Annotated in this window: 14 protein-coding genes and 1 pseudogene; 1 reads left to right on the top strand and 14 read right to left on the bottom strand. The window is 60.0% G+C overall.

Features of this window, described 5'->3' with window-relative positions; all coding sequences use genetic code 11:
- Nucleotides 1-74: 74 nt before the first annotated feature.
- Nucleotides 75-533, top strand: coding sequence for a hypothetical protein (locus tag HY896_12625; protein ID MBI5577190.1), 459 nt, complete (start codon nucleotides 75-77; stop codon nucleotides 531-533).
- Here HY896_12625 and HY896_12620 read toward each other — a convergent pair.
- From HY896_12620 to HY896_12555, 14 genes and pseudogenes are all read right to left on the bottom strand, one after another.
- The gene (locus HY896_12620) at nucleotides 527-1,285 is read right to left on the bottom strand and encodes a prepilin peptidase (protein MBI5577189.1); all 759 of its coding nucleotides are present in this window, start codon (nucleotides 1,283-1,285) and stop codon (nucleotides 527-529) included. The genes HY896_12625 and HY896_12620 overlap by 7 nt on opposite strands.
- Entirely contained in the window at nucleotides 1,282-2,472 is a 1,191-nt protein-coding gene (locus tag HY896_12615; protein MBI5577188.1) for a glycosyltransferase, read from the bottom strand. Before HY896_12615 ends, HY896_12620 begins: the two co-directional genes overlap by 4 nt.
- 7 nt (nucleotides 2,473-2,479) lie before the next feature.
- On the bottom strand, nucleotides 2,480-3,793 hold the full coding sequence (locus HY896_12610) for an FAD-dependent oxidoreductase (protein ID MBI5577187.1): 1,314 nt from the start codon (nucleotides 3,791-3,793) through the stop codon (nucleotides 2,480-2,482).
- Between the two features lie 15 nt (nucleotides 3,794-3,808).
- Nucleotides 3,809-4,831, bottom strand: a complete 1,023-nt coding sequence (locus tag HY896_12605) for an undecaprenyl/decaprenyl-phosphate alpha-N-acetylglucosaminyl 1-phosphate transferase (protein ID MBI5577186.1) — start codon at nucleotides 4,829-4,831, stop codon at nucleotides 3,809-3,811.
- On the bottom strand, nucleotides 4,828-5,598 hold the full coding sequence (locus HY896_12600; protein ID MBI5577185.1) for an ABC transporter permease subunit: 771 nt from the start codon (nucleotides 5,596-5,598) through the stop codon (nucleotides 4,828-4,830). Before HY896_12600 ends, HY896_12605 begins: the two co-directional genes overlap by 4 nt.
- On the bottom strand, nucleotides 5,591-6,538 hold the full coding sequence (locus HY896_12595; GenBank protein MBI5577184.1) for an ABC transporter ATP-binding protein: 948 nt from the start codon (nucleotides 6,536-6,538) through the stop codon (nucleotides 5,591-5,593). Before HY896_12595 ends, HY896_12600 begins: the two co-directional genes overlap by 8 nt.
- A complete protein-coding gene (locus tag HY896_12590) occupies nucleotides 6,535-7,428 on the bottom strand; it encodes a hypothetical protein (GenBank protein MBI5577183.1) in 894 nt (297 codons plus the stop codon). Before HY896_12590 ends, HY896_12595 begins: the two co-directional genes overlap by 4 nt.
- A gap of 18 nt (nucleotides 7,429-7,446) precedes the next feature.
- The gene (locus HY896_12585; protein ID MBI5577182.1) at nucleotides 7,447-9,351 is read right to left on the bottom strand and encodes an O-antigen ligase family protein; all 1,905 of its coding nucleotides are present in this window, start codon (nucleotides 9,349-9,351) and stop codon (nucleotides 7,447-7,449) included.
- A 343-nt stretch (nucleotides 9,352-9,694) separates the two neighbouring features.
- A pseudogene (locus HY896_12580) lies at nucleotides 9,695-9,880 on the bottom strand (prepilin-type N-terminal cleavage/methylation domain-containing protein).
- A 73-nt stretch (nucleotides 9,881-9,953) separates the two neighbouring features.
- Complete coding sequence (locus HY896_12575; GenBank protein ID MBI5577181.1) at nucleotides 9,954-10,412, bottom strand: prepilin-type N-terminal cleavage/methylation domain-containing protein; 459 nt, start codon at nucleotides 10,410-10,412, stop codon at nucleotides 9,954-9,956.
- A 62-nt stretch (nucleotides 10,413-10,474) separates the two neighbouring features.
- Complete coding sequence (locus tag HY896_12570) at nucleotides 10,475-11,863, bottom strand: sigma-54-dependent Fis family transcriptional regulator (protein ID MBI5577180.1); 1,389 nt, start codon at nucleotides 11,861-11,863, stop codon at nucleotides 10,475-10,477.
- A 4-nt stretch (nucleotides 11,864-11,867) separates the two neighbouring features.
- Nucleotides 11,868-14,261 carry a type I DNA topoisomerase gene (topA, locus tag HY896_12565; GenBank protein ID MBI5577179.1) on the bottom strand — a complete coding sequence of 798 codons (2,394 nt, stop codon included), beginning with the start codon at nucleotides 14,259-14,261 and terminating at the stop codon, nucleotides 11,868-11,870.
- Between the two features lie 12 nt (nucleotides 14,262-14,273).
- Nucleotides 14,274-15,374 (bottom strand): DNA-protecting protein DprA, encoded by a 1,101-nt coding sequence (dprA, locus tag HY896_12560; GenBank protein MBI5577178.1) that lies wholly within the window; start codon nucleotides 15,372-15,374, stop codon nucleotides 14,274-14,276.
- 62 nt (nucleotides 15,375-15,436) lie between these two features.
- Nucleotides 15,437-16,528 carry a LysM peptidoglycan-binding domain-containing protein gene (locus HY896_12555; GenBank protein MBI5577177.1) on the bottom strand — a complete coding sequence of 364 codons (1,092 nt, stop codon included), beginning with the start codon at nucleotides 16,526-16,528 and terminating at the stop codon, nucleotides 15,437-15,439.
- Nucleotides 16,529-16,612: the final 84 nt, after the last annotated feature.

The following is a 16,612-nucleotide window of genomic DNA, read 5'->3' as shown; positions in this document are numbered from 1 at the left end:
CCGCCCGGGAAGGAAGTGGTTTGACACGCGGCGCACGAATATTAGAATAACAAAAACGGCTCTGGGAGGGTGACGTGACTCATCCCGTGAAACGCCAGCGGTTCAGAATGATCGACAGGGAATTCCAGATCGGGCTGGCCTGGCGAATGATGATCGCATATCTGTTTTTTCTATTCATCGGCGTCGCCCTCATGTTCGCGCCGTCGGTCCTCCGCCTGGCGACGGGAACGAAGACCGATGAGCTGGTTCCCGCAGCCCGTGAATTTCTCGTCCTCCATGACAGGATTTGGCCGGCGGTCCTCGCCACCCTTGCGGGAGTGTTCGTTTATACGCTTTATATCAGCCATCGGGTCGCCGGTCCGATATACCGTATCAACAACATCCTGAAGCAGCTCGCTTCCGGAGAATATCCGGAAAAGATCTCGCTCCGCCACGGCGATTTCTTCCACGAAACGGCGGAACTCCTGCAGGACCTTTCAAGGAGACTGGCGGAAAAACGCGACAAGGAGACCCGAAACTCTCAGGATCAATAACCCATGAGGAAACCCCAGAAAGTCCCGCCAAGGAACCGGGCGATCACGGCCGCAGCGCAGAGATAAGGGCCGAACGGGATAGCGGTCTTCAACCCATCCTTGCCTTTCCTCATGGCGATCAAACCACCCGCCGTTCCCAGCAATGAACCGGAAAAAATGGCCAGCAGCGCCCCTTTCCATCCGAGGAACGCGCCAATCATGGCTATGAGCTTGATGTCGCCTCCTCCCATTCCTTCCCTGCCGGTCGCCTTTTCGTATGCGACCGCCGTCGCATACAGGATCCCGCCGCCGACCACGCCTCCCAGCAGGCTCCCCTGCCAGTCGCCACCGGGGAGGAAGGAGAGGAGAACGCCTGCGGCGAGCCCGCCGAGGGAAAGCTCGTCGGGGATGATCCGGTGATCGATATCGATGAAGGTAATCGGCACCAGGAGGGAAAAGAAGACAAGATCGCGGAGGAGAGTGAATCCCATGCCGTCGAAATGGAGAAGGAGCGCGTAACCGGCGGCGGTTATCGCCTCGACGAACGGATACCGCAGGGAGATCCTGATCCCGCATCCCTTGCACCTGCCGCCGAGAAAAACGAAACTCGCAAGGGGGATATTTTCCCACGGCCGTATGCCGCGGCCGCAGGCGGGACAGCGGGAGCCCGGACTGACGATAGACTCTTCGCGGGGAAGCCGATGGATAAGCACGTTAAGGAAGCTGCCGATGCAGGCGCCCGCGACGAATGCCAGGATAGTGAGGGCCGTCAAACCGCGATCCCCTTCTTCATCAACAGTTCTTCGTATAAACGCTCCTGGGCGCGGACCATTTCCCCCTGGTCGAACTCCCGGAGCAGCCGCGCCCGCCTGGACAGGGGATTTACCTTGAGTTCCCCCGCCAGCAGCCCCGAAACGCGGTTCGCGAGTCCGGCGACGTCCCCCGCCTGAACCAGGAAGCCGTCGACGCCGTCGTCGATTATTTCCCGCGTTCCATCGACCGCAGTGGCGACGACGGGAACGCCGGAGAGAAGCGATTGGGGAACCACCTTCGGCAAACCCTCCCAACGCGACGTAAGGAGAAAGACGTCGAACGCGCGCAGCAGGTCCGGAATTTCATCCCGCCAACCCGCGAGGACGAGACTATCCGCGAGCGATGCCTTTTCCGCCGCCCGCTCCACCTCCCGGCGAAGTTCACCGTCTCCCACCATGACGAACCGGGCGGCCGGGATCCGTTCCCGCACACGGCGCGCGACCTCGATGAAATCCAGCGGGGCTTTTTGCGGCTTGAATACCGCTACCGTCCCCACGACGGGAACATCGCCGGGAAGACCAAGGAGGCGCCGCCCCCTTTCGCGCGATCCTTCAAGAAACCTGCCGGTTTCGAATCCGCTCCTGATCAACCGCGCCTTGCCTGACGGAAAGATCCCCTCCCGCACTCCAGTCCGGATGTTTTCCTCGGAAACCGCGACGAATGCGTCCGTCCAGTGCGATGCGGCGCGTTCCAGACCCACCAGCAAGCTCCGCAGGCTTTTTCGCTGGCCGTCATGGAAACCGAAGCCGTGAACGGAATGAAGGACGACATCGGCGCCTGCCGCCCTCGCGGCGGCCCGCCCGAGGATACCCGCCTTGGAACTGTGCGTGTGCACGATGAGGGGGATTCCTTCCATCCGTCGTTTCTCCTCACGCAGAATCCGCCTGAGCGAAATGAAGGCTCGCGCATCGCACGCGGGACGGATTTCACGCACGAGGGAATCGACCTGCCGGAACCTTATGCCCGGGATCCTCGCAGCCCTCGAATCTAGCATCCCCCCCTTGCCGGCGACAAGGACCCTGTCGAATCGTTCCGGATCGAGGTTGGCGACGGTGAAGAGCGTGTTCTCCTGCGCGCCCCCCCACTCGAGGAGCGTAATGACGTGCGCAACGCACGCGCGCTTCCCATGAAGGGACCGGCCTTCCACCGGCTGCTTATCTCATCCGCGCGGCACGAACCGCTTCGCGGGCGGCGCGAATGCCGTCCGCCATGGATTTTTCCATTCCGTAATAGTCCCATGCGCCGTACCGGCCGGCAGGAAAAACCCCGTGCCGCCCGAACTCACGCGCAAGGAGGGATACGGCCCCCTTTCTTGCTCCGTCGAAGCGGACATAAGCCGGATCGAGCATCACGGGATGGAGTTCCTCTATCCTGCTTCCCTCACTGAGCACTCCCATTTTCCTGAGCCCGCGAAGGGCCGCCTCGACTTCAAGCGTCACGTTCACGCGAGCGGAGGACGGGAAGCTCTTTTCGACGAACATCGAAACGCGGCCCGGGGGGGCAGCCGAACGGGAAACGTTCGATAGGAATCCGACCCGGAAGAACGGATAGCTCCGCTCGGGGACGTACACCCAGTGCCCCGGCGCCATGCCCGGATTCCTGACGCCGATATTGATCGCGAGCACTTTCACCCAGGAAAGGGAATTCGCGGCCCTGCGCGCCCGAGAAGGAATGCCGCCGGAGAAGGCCGCCATTCGGGGAAGCGGGACGGTGGAGACCGCCGATCGAAACGGAAACGACTCGCCGCCGGAAGCATACGCAACCTTGCGCCTGAGGTCGATCCGCTCGATTTCGACCCCGGTGCGCAACCGGCTTCCAATGCCGCGTCCCAACGCCCTGGCAAGGCTCCCGATCCCCCCGCGGCGGGGATAGTAAAACTCCGCGTTGTACCCCATTCCTTTATGAATTCCGCCCGAGGCCCCTTCCAGCAGGTCTTCGAACCTTGGAACAGGCACCGACCATCCAGTCCACTCGTGACCCAGCTTCGAAAGCGGTGCCCGCCACATTTTCCTGTTATAGGGATAAAAGAAAGCCTCGCACATCGCCTTTCCGAATCTCCTTATGAGCCACTCCGCAAGGTTCCCGGGCGTCCCTTCCCCGGAAATCGCGTCCCTTATCCTCTCGGAGGCGAAATCGGCGAGGCAGCGGCGGACGAATGCGGGGTCGTGCCCCTTGAGATGAACCTGGAAGGGATACGGCGTCAGCACTTCCCGGAGCCAGACCCTCGCATCCCTCTCCACCTTTTGCCAGGGAACGCCGGGGACATCGAGAATGAAACTTTTCGCGGCAGGATCGGAAAGGTGGAGGAAGTGTCCGCTCAGGTCGAAAGCGTACCCTCCGGAGGAAAACGACCTGCACCACCCTCCCGGCTCGGCCTCCTTCTCGAGGACGAGAAACTCCGCTCCTGCCGCCTGGAGGGCCGTCCCGGCGGCCAGTCCCGTCACCCCTCCGCCCAATACCAGGATCATACCTTCCGCCCGCTCTTACAAACTCATGTCGATCTTCTTCAGCCAGGCCGCGACCGCGAAAAAGAGTCCCGCGATGGATGCGTAGTATGCAAGGGACACGGCGGGGCGAAGATGCATCGCCGCGATCCCTATTGCCGACGACAACGCCGCCGCGAAGCAGCTCCAGACCACCGTCTGCGACGTGGACAGCCTCCATTTTCTGAGCCGCAGGCTGAAATGGTCCCGGCTGCCCGCGAAGATGGAGGCGCCCCTTCGTACGCGGAGCCAGGACACGAAAGCGATTTCGAACAGCGGGACCGCGAAAACGGCCAGCGCTGTCAGCCATCCCATGGGATTCCGCAAAGTGTAGTCGCATTTGACGGCAAGGCCGCCCAGCAGGAATCCGAGGAGAAGCGATCCGGCGTCGCCCAGGTAGATTTGGGCCGGCGGCCGGTTGTAACGGAGGAATCCGATGAGCGCCCCCACCAGCGATACGCAAACGATCGCGCCGATCGATTCCCCCTGCAGTAAAAATATAACGGCCATCGCAGCTGAGGAAACGCAGGCGACCCCTCCCGCAAGCCCGTCCATCACGTCGATGAGATTGAAGCCGTTCGTCATCACGATCATCCACAGGAACGTCAGGGCGATGCACGCAAGCGGAGGCATGAAATCGATTCGAATCCGTATTCCGGACTTGATCATGAGGAACACCGCGACGACTTGAACCATGAGCTTGATCCGGGGAGAAAGACCGCCGAGGTCGTCGATGAGTCCCATGAGAACGACGAGGGTGGATGCGAGGAGCAGCCCCATCAACTGGTCGCTGAACCGAAGGAATATAGCCACGGGAATCAGGACGGCGCTGTAAACGGCGAGGCCGCCGAAATAGGGAACGGGCTCCTTCTGCGTCTTCAGCTCCCCGTCGGGCCGGTCGAGCACGCCGAACTTCCGCGCCGAATCCCGGAATATGGGAGTCAGGTAGAGAGACAGAAGAAGGGAAGCGGTGAGCGAGGCTGCGCACGAGGCTGCGACGGCCAACACCGCGCCTCCGGTCATTTGAGGTCTTTCCGTGAGAACAGGAGACAGGCGACGCAGAGCACACCCGCGAAATAGCAAAAAAGATAACCGGACGCCGCCCATAGAACGCCTGCCGAACGGACCTTTTCATAAACCACTTCGTTCTTCCAGTTGAAGTTCTCGAGGTTGGGAAGGACGTAAAAGAGAATCCTGGATATGGAGCGCGCGATTCCCGACGAGGCGCGTTCGCTGAAAACGAGCAACTCCCCGGTGACATGTCCAATGAGGAACATGGAGAGCGTGAAAATGGCGCTGAGCACCGGCGTAGTGAACGTAGAAAAGAGAGAGGCAAGGCAGATGAGCGCAACGAGCTCCATGTAGATCCCTGTTGAAGCGATGAAGATACCGGTTTCCGGCGCCCTGCCGTACGCGGCGTGCACCAGGAACAACGTCACTGACATGACGAGAGTCGTGAGCGCAAGCGTCAGGGACAGTCCGAAAGCCTTTCCGATGATAAACTCCCACCTGGGAACGGGTCTCGAGAGAATCAGGTAGACCGTTTTCCGGTCTACTTCCTGGCTGACCAAGGTAATTCCGATGAAGACGGCCATGATCACGCCGAAGATGTGGATCGAGGCAAGCCCGACGTCGGCTATAATGCGGGTCAGTTCCCCGACTGACAAGTCTGCAAGGAAGTAGGTAAGCATTATTACCAGAAGAGCAAACGCGAGAATCGCGTAAAGAATTTTGTTCCGGACCGTCTCGCGGAACGTGTTCGCGGCTATGGACAGTATCCTGTTAACCACGCCCCCCCACCCGTTCCACGTAGATCTCTTCCAGGTGCTTCTTGACGGGAACGCACGATACCACCATGGACCCCGCCCGCCGGAACCCGTCGATCCACCGGTTCGCTTCCTCCACGCTTCCCGCCTTCAGGACGAAGGTGTTGCCGCGAACGGCGCCTGCGGCGGGAGGCAATCCGGCCGCGGAAATCCACCCGGAGGAGGGAACAGGGGAAATCACGATCTCGACGTACTGAACGCCTTCCCCGCCCATCAACTCCTCTACCGAGCCTTCCGCCACCTTGCGTCCCTTGTCGATCATGATCACGCGGTCGCACAGCGCCTCGACGTCGGAGATGATATGCGTGCTGAAAAACACCGTCTTCCCCGCCGCTTTCAGTTCAAGGATCAGGTTCCTTACATCCAGCCTCCCCATGGGGTCGAGACCCGACATCGGCTCGTCGAGGATGACAAGCTCGGGATCGTGAAGAAGCGCCTGTGCAAGACCCAGCCGCTGCATCATCCCCTTGGAGTACTTCCGGATCGCCGTCTTTCCGGCCCCCTCCAGTCCCACGCGCGCCAGCATCGACCGGGAGCGCACGGCGATAGCCGTCTTCCTCATGCCGCTCAGGCTCCCGCAAAGCCCAAGGAACTCCACACCGGTAAGATATTCATAGAAGTAGGGCTGCTCGGGCATGAAACCGATTCGCCGGTGAAACTCCGGCCTCCGCCCGATCCGTTCCCCGAAGACGGTAACCTCGCCCTCATCGGGGAACGAAAGGCGGTTGACGATCTTGATGGTGGTCGTCTTCCCCGCTCCGTTGGGACCCAGGAACCCCACGATTTCGTTTTCGCAGACCGCGAAGGAGAGGTCGTAAAGCACCCTGTGGCGCTTCCTCGTGAAGCCGACCGGGTACGACTTGGAAATCCCGTCGATGCTCAATATCGGACGGACCGTGGTCATTTCCCCCTGAACACCTTCAATCGCGTACTTACCCTGTTCGACCTAACCTTGCCTTCGGACGTTATGATATACCTTCCTCCGTTCGGCTCTCTCGGAACCGACGATATCATGCCTGTCGACACGAGATCCGAAAGACGCTCCGGAGCCCTTCCTTCCCGCCGCCTGTACTCCTCCGCAGCTCTTTCCAGCATCTGCACGTCACGCTCCACAATCACTTCGCGCATTCGACGATCAAGCGTTTCCCTGCGGGCGGGATTCGTCTCCTGGTCCATCATCCTTTCCAGAAACGCAAGCGCAGTCGCGGGCGCCCTTCCCTCGGAAAGCATCCGCGACGCCAGCAACGGCAAGTATGGGGCGCTTCCCGGAATACGCGACGCTTCGAACAACGCCTCGCCGCCACGGACGGGGTCGCCAAGGGAAAAATATCGAATGTAACCGATGTAGAACGGAATCCTCCATTCCGAAGGGTGGTTTTTACGACCCCGGGCAAGCACCTGGAGCGCAGCGCCGGTATGGTTCGGCGAATCCCCGAGGATCATCCCGCCGAGAAGGTAGGGGACCGTGAACCTGGGATCGAAATTTATGGCGGTGTCTAGAAGAACATAAAGCCGATCGTAGTCGGCACGGGACATACTCAGGGCCCCCGATACCTGCACCGCCTTCAGCCAGACCACGTCTCCCAGGAAATTCCCGAATCCGAACGCGAGCGAAGGCCGGCGGCTGAGCTCCTCCAGAAGACCGGATTCGGCGTGCGGACCCGCACTCGGTACGGCGGATTTCCGTTCCAGGGCGATATGGGAGGAGAAATGGACGGATCCCGCGAAGAGGATGAGTGACGCAATCCACCCTGCCGCTCCCCTCGAATACGAAATCGAACGTTCTTCCGCCAAACCCTTCCTCCGAACCTGCTATCGCGTTCGGATTTTATCATTCTCCCGCGAGATGCGGCCTGAAATGTCGCTTTCGAGGATTTCGACGCGTTGCCGGATTGCGTCCCGGTCCAGTTCCACGAATTCCCGAAGCGAAGGCTCGAGCGATTTTCCCTCAAGTTCCATGGACAAGGCAATTGCTTTTCGGTAAAGCTCCGCGGCTTTCCCGGGATATGCCGATGCCTCAACGTCGGCGAGCATTACGTAGGCTCGAACGGCGTTGGGCTCGACGGCAATCAGCTTTTCCAATATATCGCGCGCGCCCATCTCCATGCCCGAAATTCGAAGAACGTCGGCCATTCTCATTTGCGCAACGATGTCGTTGGGATTCCTCTGCAGGCTTTCCTCAAGCGTGGATATCGATAATGACAGCAATCGCCGCCGGGACTCCCCGTCCGGAAACGTTTTCGACAACTCTCCCATCAGAAATCCCGCCTGGGACAAATGGTATGGATTCCATGGGCTCGCGGAAATCGCTCTCCGCTCGGCATCGACCGATGCCGCCAGGTGTTGCGGATGCCGGCTTGCAAGGAATCTCCGGTAATGCACCGACGCCACAGCGTCGGGGTAGCCGGAGTTGAGAGGATCAATGCGGCTCGCTTCCGAAAAACCCTCCATTGCCCTTTCCGTGTCGCCTTTCCGGAGAAATTCCACGCCATCCGCATACCGGCGATGCCCCGCAAACGTCGCTACGGAATACGCAAGACACGGGAGCAGAATAAGCGAAATGCCCGACTTGATGACCGGGGAAACGGAGATGCCTCTCCGGGGGCTTCCCATATTCCGGTTCGCCAGCAGGGCGGTACAGGCAGCCACGGGCAGGGTTATGCCCGGAATATCCAGGTTCACGTCGAAAAACGCGTGGATCATTGCGGCCAGCGGAATCAGGGACAATGGAAGAATGCGGTCTTCCCTCCGGCTTTCCCGCAGAACAAGAGCAAGGACAGACACGGCCGCCGTCGCCGCAAGGAAAACACCCGGGAACCCAAGCTCCGAAAGAAACCCGAAGAACTGGCTGTGTGCCGTATCCGCGGTTTTCCAGTACCGGAATACCGCCCCTTCGATCGGATCCCGGTAATGAAGCCAGAAGAACTTGAACCCGCCGAGGCCTGCGCCAAGCGGATGGTCAAGCGCCGTCCGCACCGCCGCCTTCCATATTTTCCAGCGGCTGTACGCGTACGGATCGACCAGGGCGGAAAATCGCGGCGCTGCCACGGCCGCAAGGATTGCCGCGCTCGCCGTCGCTCCCGCCAGGAATCGGTATGCATTCCTCCCCCGCAAGGCCAACAACAGGAACAGGAAGGCCCCGGCAATCACCGGAATCATCGCCCGCGACTTCGTAAGAACCACGCTGCACGCCATCAGAAAAGCGAAGGCACCGAATACGAATATTCCTGCGGCATTGCGCCTGTCGACCTCTCTTTTCAGGAAGTGTACGGCCGCCGCTACCCCGAAAAGGAGAAAGCCGGCCAGGTGATTGGGATTGGCGAACGATCCGCTCGCACGCCCGGGCTGTCCGTAGAGATACTGATATGACGCCCAGGCCGACTGCACGATTCCCGCAACCACCATGACAAGAAGCAGGCGCTCCGCATGCTTCCCCGTGTCGCCCTCCATCCATTGCACCCGAAGCAAAACGTAAACCGACGCCGCCGCCAGCACATTCATCGCATACTGGAGCGCCGACCACGGATAAACCGCCCAGGTTGTCGAGAGCGTGACATAAAACAGGAAAACAGTTACGGAGATGTCGACCGGCAGCCACAGGGGATATTCCTTTCGGGAACGCCAAAGCGCGACCCCAGCCAGGGAAAACGCCGCCAGCCGGATGACGAATAGAGAGACGGGGGTCTCGCCGCCGTGCGCAACGGCCGAGAAGAACAAAATGAAAAGGATCAGGGACGAGACGCCCCCGATCCTCTTGAGAAATCCTTGCGTGCTACTAGAGCCCAGTCGTGTTGTTGACCAGCGAGTTTACGTCGTTTATGGACCAGGTGTCCTGTGTGCCGCCGGTGCTGATGTTGCCCGCCGCAGATGCGGTGAAGGCGTTCGAGGCAAAACCCGGCGTTACAACAAGGGTCTGTGTGCCGGTAAGGGCAGTGGTCGCCGGCTTCATGAGGTCGGTATCGGCAGCGCCACCGGTTATCGGAGTGGTCTGGATCGTATACCCATAAATACGTGTCCTGCCTACAGGAACCCAACTCACAGCGGTCAAGTTGCCGTAAGTATTCTGTTCACCAAAGTACGATGTCTCCGCCGTGTAGATCCCCTTCAGGTTCGTTTTCGCCTCGGACTGTTTTGATTTCGCCTGGAACTTGAGGAAGTTAGGTATCGCGATTGCCGCCAGGATGCCGATGATCGCCACGACGATCATCAACTCGATCAGTGTGAATCCCTTTTTTCCGATCCGCATGGTTTTCTCCTTTCCCGCGGGTTGATTGCCTTTCATCGAATCCGTCAAAAAATCTTGCAACCGCGGTGCCAATTCAAGACGAAAGGTCATCAACCGTATTCTGCATATCTTTTACATCATTTATGTGCCATACGTCAAAAGTTGGATCGTTGTCGATATTTCCCCATGCTTTTGCAGTGAAAGAGCTGCCGGCAACCGTGGCAGGCACTATCGGCGGAGAAGGAGCGGTCGGTTCAGGATTCGCAAGTATGTCCTTGCCCTTATATTCTGCTCCACCTAAAAAATACGTGTATTGGCATACTCCCTCGGGTTGCCAGCGAATTGTCGAAAAACTGTCTGAAAAATAATTATATTCACCGTACCAGGATAATTCGGCTTTATAGATCCCTTCCAGGTTGTACCTGACCTCGGATCTCCTGCTTTTCACGATGAAATTCATATAGGTGGTAATCGCCAATGTCACGATAATCCCGATAATCGCGACGATTATCATAAGCTCAACCAGGCTAAAACCCCTTTTATTCCCGGTCATTTTAGCCCCTCGCTGTTTCCCGGAATATTCCGGGATATTTTATAACGCATAAACCATGCCATCTACTCGATCCCGTGCTTGTCGAGCCGATATCGCATGGAGCGGAAGGAGATATTCAATAATTTCGCGGCTTCCGTGCGGTTCCCTCCCGACCGTTCAAGTGCCTTCAATAAAAGTTCTTTTTCGAGGCGGTCGACCACGGTATCGAGGGAACTTCCCTCGACGTCGAACGCTTCCGGTATGAACACCGCAGCTTCACCGGCGGAACTGTCAATTTTTGTCACATTTTGAGGGAGGGAAGCAATCGATATGACATCTTTTGTCTCTATGATCGTCGCCCTTTCCATGATATTTTCCAGTTCCCGCACGTTCCCCGGGTAATCGTAGGCAAGCAGGGACCGCATAGTTCCCCCGTCCATCCGGGCTATCGGCTTGCCCATCAGTTTCGCATATTTATCTAGAAAATGCTGCGCAAGAACGGGTATGTCCTCCCTTCGCTCACGCAGGGAGGGCACGACGATCTGGATGACGTTCAGGCGGAAATACAGGTCGTCGCGGAAACGCCCCGCCTTCATCTCCTCTTCGAGCTTACGCTTCGAAGCGCACACGATCCGGACGTCGATCGAAATGTCCTCGTTGCCGCCGATGCGCCTGAAAACCCGCTCCTGGATCGCCCGAAGCAGCTTGCTCTGCATGTTCGCCGGGATTTCTCCCACTTCGTCGAGGAACAACGTACCCTTGTGTGCTGCCTCGAAGAGCCCGCGCTTGGTTTGAACGGCGCCAGTGAACGCACCCCGCATGTGGCCGAAAAGCTCGCTCTCCATAAGCGTTTCCGGTATAGCGGCGCAATTGATCGCTATGAAGGGGGCGTCCTTTCGTTCGCTCCGGGCGTGCAGGGCGGAGGCGATAAGCTCCTTCCCCGTGCCGCTTTCTCCCAGGATCATCACGTTGGCGTTAGTAGGGGCGACCCGATCTATGAGCTCGTAGACCATGAGCATCGCTTCGCTGCGCCCGACGATCCCTTCGAAGGAGGATTTCCCCTGTATTTCCTGGCGGAGCGCCCGGCGCCGCTCGACGGCGGTTTCCCTGCTGGCCAGCGCACCGCGGATAAGGTCGCGCAGATCCTGGTTGTTGAACGGCTTGACGATGTAATTATAGGCCCCGAGCTTCATGGCTTCGACGGCGCCTTCGATCGTGCCGAAAGCCGTAAGCACGATCACCTGGGTGGATGGAGACATCTCGATCGCCGCGCGCAGGATCCTTAACCCGTCGTCCTCGGCGGCCATGCGCATGTCGGTGATTACGAGGTCGTATACGTTTTCCCGAATCGTTTTCTCCGCCTCGATGCGTGAGGCGGCGACGTCCACCTCGTATCCTTCCTTCTGGAGGAAAAGCGTAAGGAACTGCCGCAGGCTTTGCTCGTCGTCCACCACCAGGAGGCGATGTTTCAAACGGTCACTCCCCCGCCGCGGTTTTTTTCGCCTTGTTCGAACCGCACCCCTTCCGGGCGCAGACGATCTCGGTCAGGCCGCCTTTCCGGACCCTCTCCGCCATAGCTTTATAGCCGCAAACGGGGCATTGCCCCGGAACGAGGCGGCTCCATGATGCGAAGCGGCATTCGGGAAAACGCGAGCAGCTGTAGAAGACCTTTCCCATGCGGGAAGTCCTCTCGACGATGTCCCCTTCTTCGCACTCGGGGCAGGCGACGCCGATCGGGAACGGACGGCTGTTCCGGCAATCGGGGTAACCGGAACAGGCGATGTACCTGGCACCCTTCCATCTACGTATCACCATCGGCTTGCCGCACTTGTCGCACGCGACTCCGGCTTCTTCGTCGGGAAGTATCTCTATCTTTCCCTCCGCGGTCTCGCGGAAATTGGCGGTATTGCGGCACTCGGGGTAATTCCGGCAAGCGAGAAATTTCCCTGCGCGCCCGAATCGGATCACCATTTCCCCGCCGCATGCGCTGCAGGAGATTCCCGTCGCGATCAGCTCGTCCTTCACCATCGGCATCGAGAGCTTCGCCCGCTCCAGTTCCTCGGAAAACGGCCCGTAAAAGTCCGTAAGCGCCTGGGTGAATTCCCGCTCTCCCTCCTCTATCTGGTCCAGCTCTTCCTCCATCCGGGCCGTGAATGCGACGTCCATGACCTTGGGAAAGCTTTCCTCCAGCAATCCCGTGACGACCCGGCCAAGCTCCGTCGGATGGAACCTGCCCTCTTCGAGCCGGGCATAGCCGCGGTCCTTTATCGTCTTCACGATGGACGCGTACGTCGAGGGGCGGCCGATCCCCTGATCCTCCAGTTCCTTGATAAGCGAGCTTTCGGAGAAACGCGGAGGCGGCTGGGTGAAATGCTGCGCCCCGATCAGTTCCTTCAGGTCAAGGCGATCTCCTTCGGAGAGAACCGGCAACAGGTTCCCTTCCGCCTTTTCCCCGTCAGTCTCCCCGTTCTCCCCGCCGTTGCCGCCCGAAGCGTCTCCTTCAGAGGCGCCCTGCCCCGCCTGCCGTCCGTTGCCGTTGCCGCCGTCCTGGTACACTTCGAGGTATCCCATGAATTTCGGCACCGACCCAGTCGCCCGGAAGAGGTAGCCGCCGGCGATTCCCCCCTCGGGGTCGCAGAGGATGTCGATCGCGGTCTGCTCGAATTCGGCCGGCGCCATCTGCGACGCCACGAAGCGGTTCCAGATCAACCGGTAAAGCCGGAGTTGATCGCGGGAAAGTATCGACTTGAGCTTCTCCGGAAAGTGCTCCATCGAGGTGGGCCGGATCGCTTCGTGGGCGTCCTGCGCGGTTTTCCGGTTACGGAAAACGTTCGGCGCCTGGGGAAGGTACGCTTCCCCGTGCGCCGCCAGGACATATTCCCTGGCCGCGCTCACCGCTTCTTCCGCGACCCTTACGGAGTCGGTCCGCATATAGGTGATCAGGCCGACGAGTCCCTCCCCTGGGATGTCCACCCCTTCGTAGAGGGACTGGGCGACCATCATCGTTTTGTACGGAGGCATCCTCAACACCCTGGCCGCCTCCTGCTGGATCTTCGATGTCGTAAACGGCGGGGGGGCGGAGCGCCGGCGCAATTTTTTCCTGATCTCCCGGACGACGAAGGGGCCGTTCTCCACGGCCTTCCTAAGTTCCAGGGTTTCCCCCTCGCTCCTCGGCCGCACCTTCTCGCCGCCCGCTTCCACAAGGCGGGAGAGGAAGGGCGGGGGCGACTCTCCCGCGAGGCGCGCCGACAGGGACCAGTATTCCTCGGGAACGAAGGCGGCGATATCCCCTTCGCGGCTGCAGACGATCTTCACCGCCACCGACTGCACCCGGCCCGCCGAAAGGCCCCGCCTGACCTTGGACCAGAGGAGCGGGCTAAGGGTATACCCGACGAGCCGGTCGAGGATACGTCGCGCCTGCTGGGAATCGTACTTGTTCCGGTCGAGAGAGCGCGGGGCCGCCATCCCCAGCGTGATTCCCTTCTTCGTGATTTCATGGAACAGCACCCGCATGATCTCGGCAGCCGGTTTAGGCGCCGCCTTTCCTTTCTTCTTCTTCTTGCCGTTGTCGGACCGGATGGCATCGGCGATGTGCCACGCGATCGCCTCACCTTCCCGGTCGGGGTCGGGCGCAAGGTAGACGGTTTTCACGGAGCGTGAAGCTTCCAGGATTTCCCCCAAAACCTTCTTGCGGTCCTTTATGACTATGTACCTGGGCGTAAAACCGTTCTCGACATCCACCCCGAGCCGGCTCTTCGGCAGGTCCATGACGTGCCCCATCGATGAAAGAACCTGGTATCCCTTGCCCAATATCTTCTGTATCGTCTTGGCCTTTGCGGGCGATTCGACGACGACTAGCGACCTGGCCATTCTTCCTCCATATCAATAACGGGAGATCCCTCCCGGTGATTCCGACGCTTTTTTATAATAATCCCCCGCTCCTCTTTCAAGCAATTTCGCCATCTCCATTTCCAGCAGGCAGGGAAGCAGCTCTTGCGGTGGGATGTCAAGGGCCTCCGCGATATCGTCTACTCGCCGCGCCTTGTCGAGGAAATCCATTATACGGCGCTCCCTGCTTCCACTCGGCGGGACCGGTTGGATCCAGCCGAGCGCGGCGACAACGTCTTCAGCCCCGGTCACCGGGATTGCGCCGTCCCGGATCAGCCGGTTGCTGCCCGCCGTATGGGCGTGGATCGGGTTTCCCGGCACCGCCATGACCTCTCTCCCCTGTTCGAGGGCGATGCGGGCGGTAATCAGGGCGCCGCTGCGGGCAGCGGCTTCGACGACGACGACGCCCCGCGAGACGCCGCTTATGATCCGGTTCCTCGCCGGGAAACGGTAAGGCAACGGCTTGGTCCCGGGAGGATATTCCGAAAGGAGTCCGCCCCGGCGCAGGATCCGCGTTCGCAGTCCCGCAGCCTGCGGAGGATAGACGATGTCGACGCCGCAACCGAGTACCGCAAGCGTCGTTCCGCCTCCTCGAAGGGCGCCCTCGTGAGCAGCCGCGTCGATTCCCCGCGCCATTCCGCTCACTATAGTCCATCCGGCGCAGGCCAGGTCCGAGGCGAGCAGGCCCGCGAACTCGACTGCAGCATCGGTGGGGGAGCGGCTCCCGACGATCGCCACGGAATTTTCGAGCGCGATGTTCCCCCCCACAAGGAAAAGCACCGGCGGAGCGTCGGGAATGCCGCGCAACAAGGGAGGGTAATCCCCGGAACCGAAGGGAACGATCCGGATGCCGCCCCTGCAACATGCTTCGCGGATACCCAGCGCTTTTTCCCCCGCCCGGGTAGAAGTGAGCGCATCGATCCCTTTACGGAGTATACCCTGGAGGTCTCCCCCCTCCATTTCGGGAAGGCACGGATATCGGCTCTCCTGCCGCAGCGAGCGGAGATGCCGTACCGTAAAGCCCTCCACCTGGCAGAGCCTGAGGAGGATATCGAGAGAGGCTGATTCGAACGGCATCGGATCGGACGCTTCCATATCGTCTTCCGTCCGATCAAAAGGCGTGCCGGAGACGAGCCCGCCACCTTCGGCCGGCTCTCCTACCGCAGCCCCGGTCCCCCCCGAACAGCCCTGGCGCCGGCGGAAAAGGATTGCCGGCTCTTCAAGATATATCCCGTGGAAAAATCTCGCGACACGCGGACGATGACGGCCTCGGCCACTTCGACGGGGACACTGGTCCCCGCCCCCGCGCTGCCCTCGAGCGACCTGCCCCATTCATCCAGAACCAGGAAAACGTCCCCCACGGCGACTCCGGCGGCTGCTCCCCGGTCCAGGAAGATGAAATTACCGTCCGCCAATTCCTCGTTTTCCCATTGCCCCGATATGATGTTCGCTTCGAGCTTGTCACCCTTCACGCGGGACAACACTACCGGAACGTAGGAGGGAATCTCCTCGCGGAGGATATCCTCGCGCAAAAGGTCTTCGAAGGATTTCCGCACGATCCCGGCCGATTCGCCGTCCTTCTTTCCCAACGACTGAATGAGTCCCACAAGATACACGGCGTATCCGGAAACGGGACGGTCGCCCGGTGCGTCAATCGGACCGCGAACGCGATACACGCCGAGGAGCTGCCCGGACGGAATATCCTTGCCGAGCTTCATATACACGGTGTCTCCGTCGGAATACGCCACTTTCGGCTCATCCCCTCCCCGTATGCGCCCTATGCCGGCCTGCGCCTCTTTAACGAATTCACCTGCGCGCACATATTCCGACGGGGAAATGGCAAGCGTCGGCGGCTTTACGGCGGCGCCCCGCCCGGCGGCGGTCGCCTGCGGCTTCCCGGCGACGTCGGCGCCTGCGGCCCCCTCTTCAGGGGCTCCCGTCATCGGCAGGGCGATTTCCTTTCCCGGAGGCAGGAAGATTACAAGCCTGATTCCGGGATAAATATAGTGCGGATTCGTAAGGAAACGGTTTTTCTCCCAGAGCTCCGGCCATTTCCATGGGGACCCGAGATACTTCGCGGAAAGATCCCACAAGGTATCCCCTTCGGCGACGGTGTAGACCAGCCCGTCGGGATATGCCGCCGCTCCCGCGGCAGGGGTGGCGCCCTCTTCGGCAGGCGCCGGGCCGGGGATCGAAAGAAATGCAGCAAGCATGACTACCGCCAGGAACGCCGCCGGCCGTGATTTCATGATCCACCTCGCATTCACCGGATTAAGGTGAGTTAATTATATCTAATTTATACTAAATATTGCTCATTATGATAAAAACTACCG

The organism is Deltaproteobacteria bacterium, assembly GCA_016218975.1.
Taxonomy (GTDB): Bacteria; Desulfobacterota; Deferrimicrobia; order Deferrimicrobiales; family Deferrimicrobiaceae; genus JAENIX01.
Note: the sequence above shows the minus strand (reverse complement) of the source record. Positions and strands in the feature narration are given on the sequence as shown.

What these genes read in the sequence shown, in the direction of transcription:
- HY896_12610 (MBI5577187.1), bottom strand. Translation starts at nt 3,793, where the DNA reads ATGATCCTGGTATTGGGCGGAGGGGTGACGGGACTGGCCGCCGGGACG.
- HY896_12605 (MBI5577186.1), bottom strand. Translation starts at nt 4,831, where the DNA reads ATGACCGGAGGCGCGGTGTTGGCCGTCGCAGCCTCGTGCGCAGCCTCG.
- HY896_12595 (MBI5577184.1), bottom strand. Translation starts at nt 6,538, where the DNA reads ATGACCACGGTCCGTCCGATATTGAGCATCGACGGGATTTCCAAGTCG.
- HY896_12575 (MBI5577181.1), bottom strand. Translation starts at nt 10,412, where the DNA reads ATGACCGGGAATAAAAGGGGTTTTAGCCTGGTTGAGCTTATGATAATC.
- topA (MBI5577179.1), bottom strand. Translation starts at nt 14,261, where the DNA reads ATGGCCAGGTCGCTAGTCGTCGTCGAATCGCCCGCAAAGGCCAAGACG.
- dprA (MBI5577178.1), bottom strand. Translation starts at nt 15,374, where the DNA reads ATGGAAGCGTCCGATCCGATGCCGTTCGAATCAGCCTCTCTCGATATC.
- HY896_12555 (MBI5577177.1), bottom strand. Translation starts at nt 16,528, where the DNA reads ATGAAATCACGGCCGGCGGCGTTCCTGGCGGTAGTCATGCTTGCTGCA.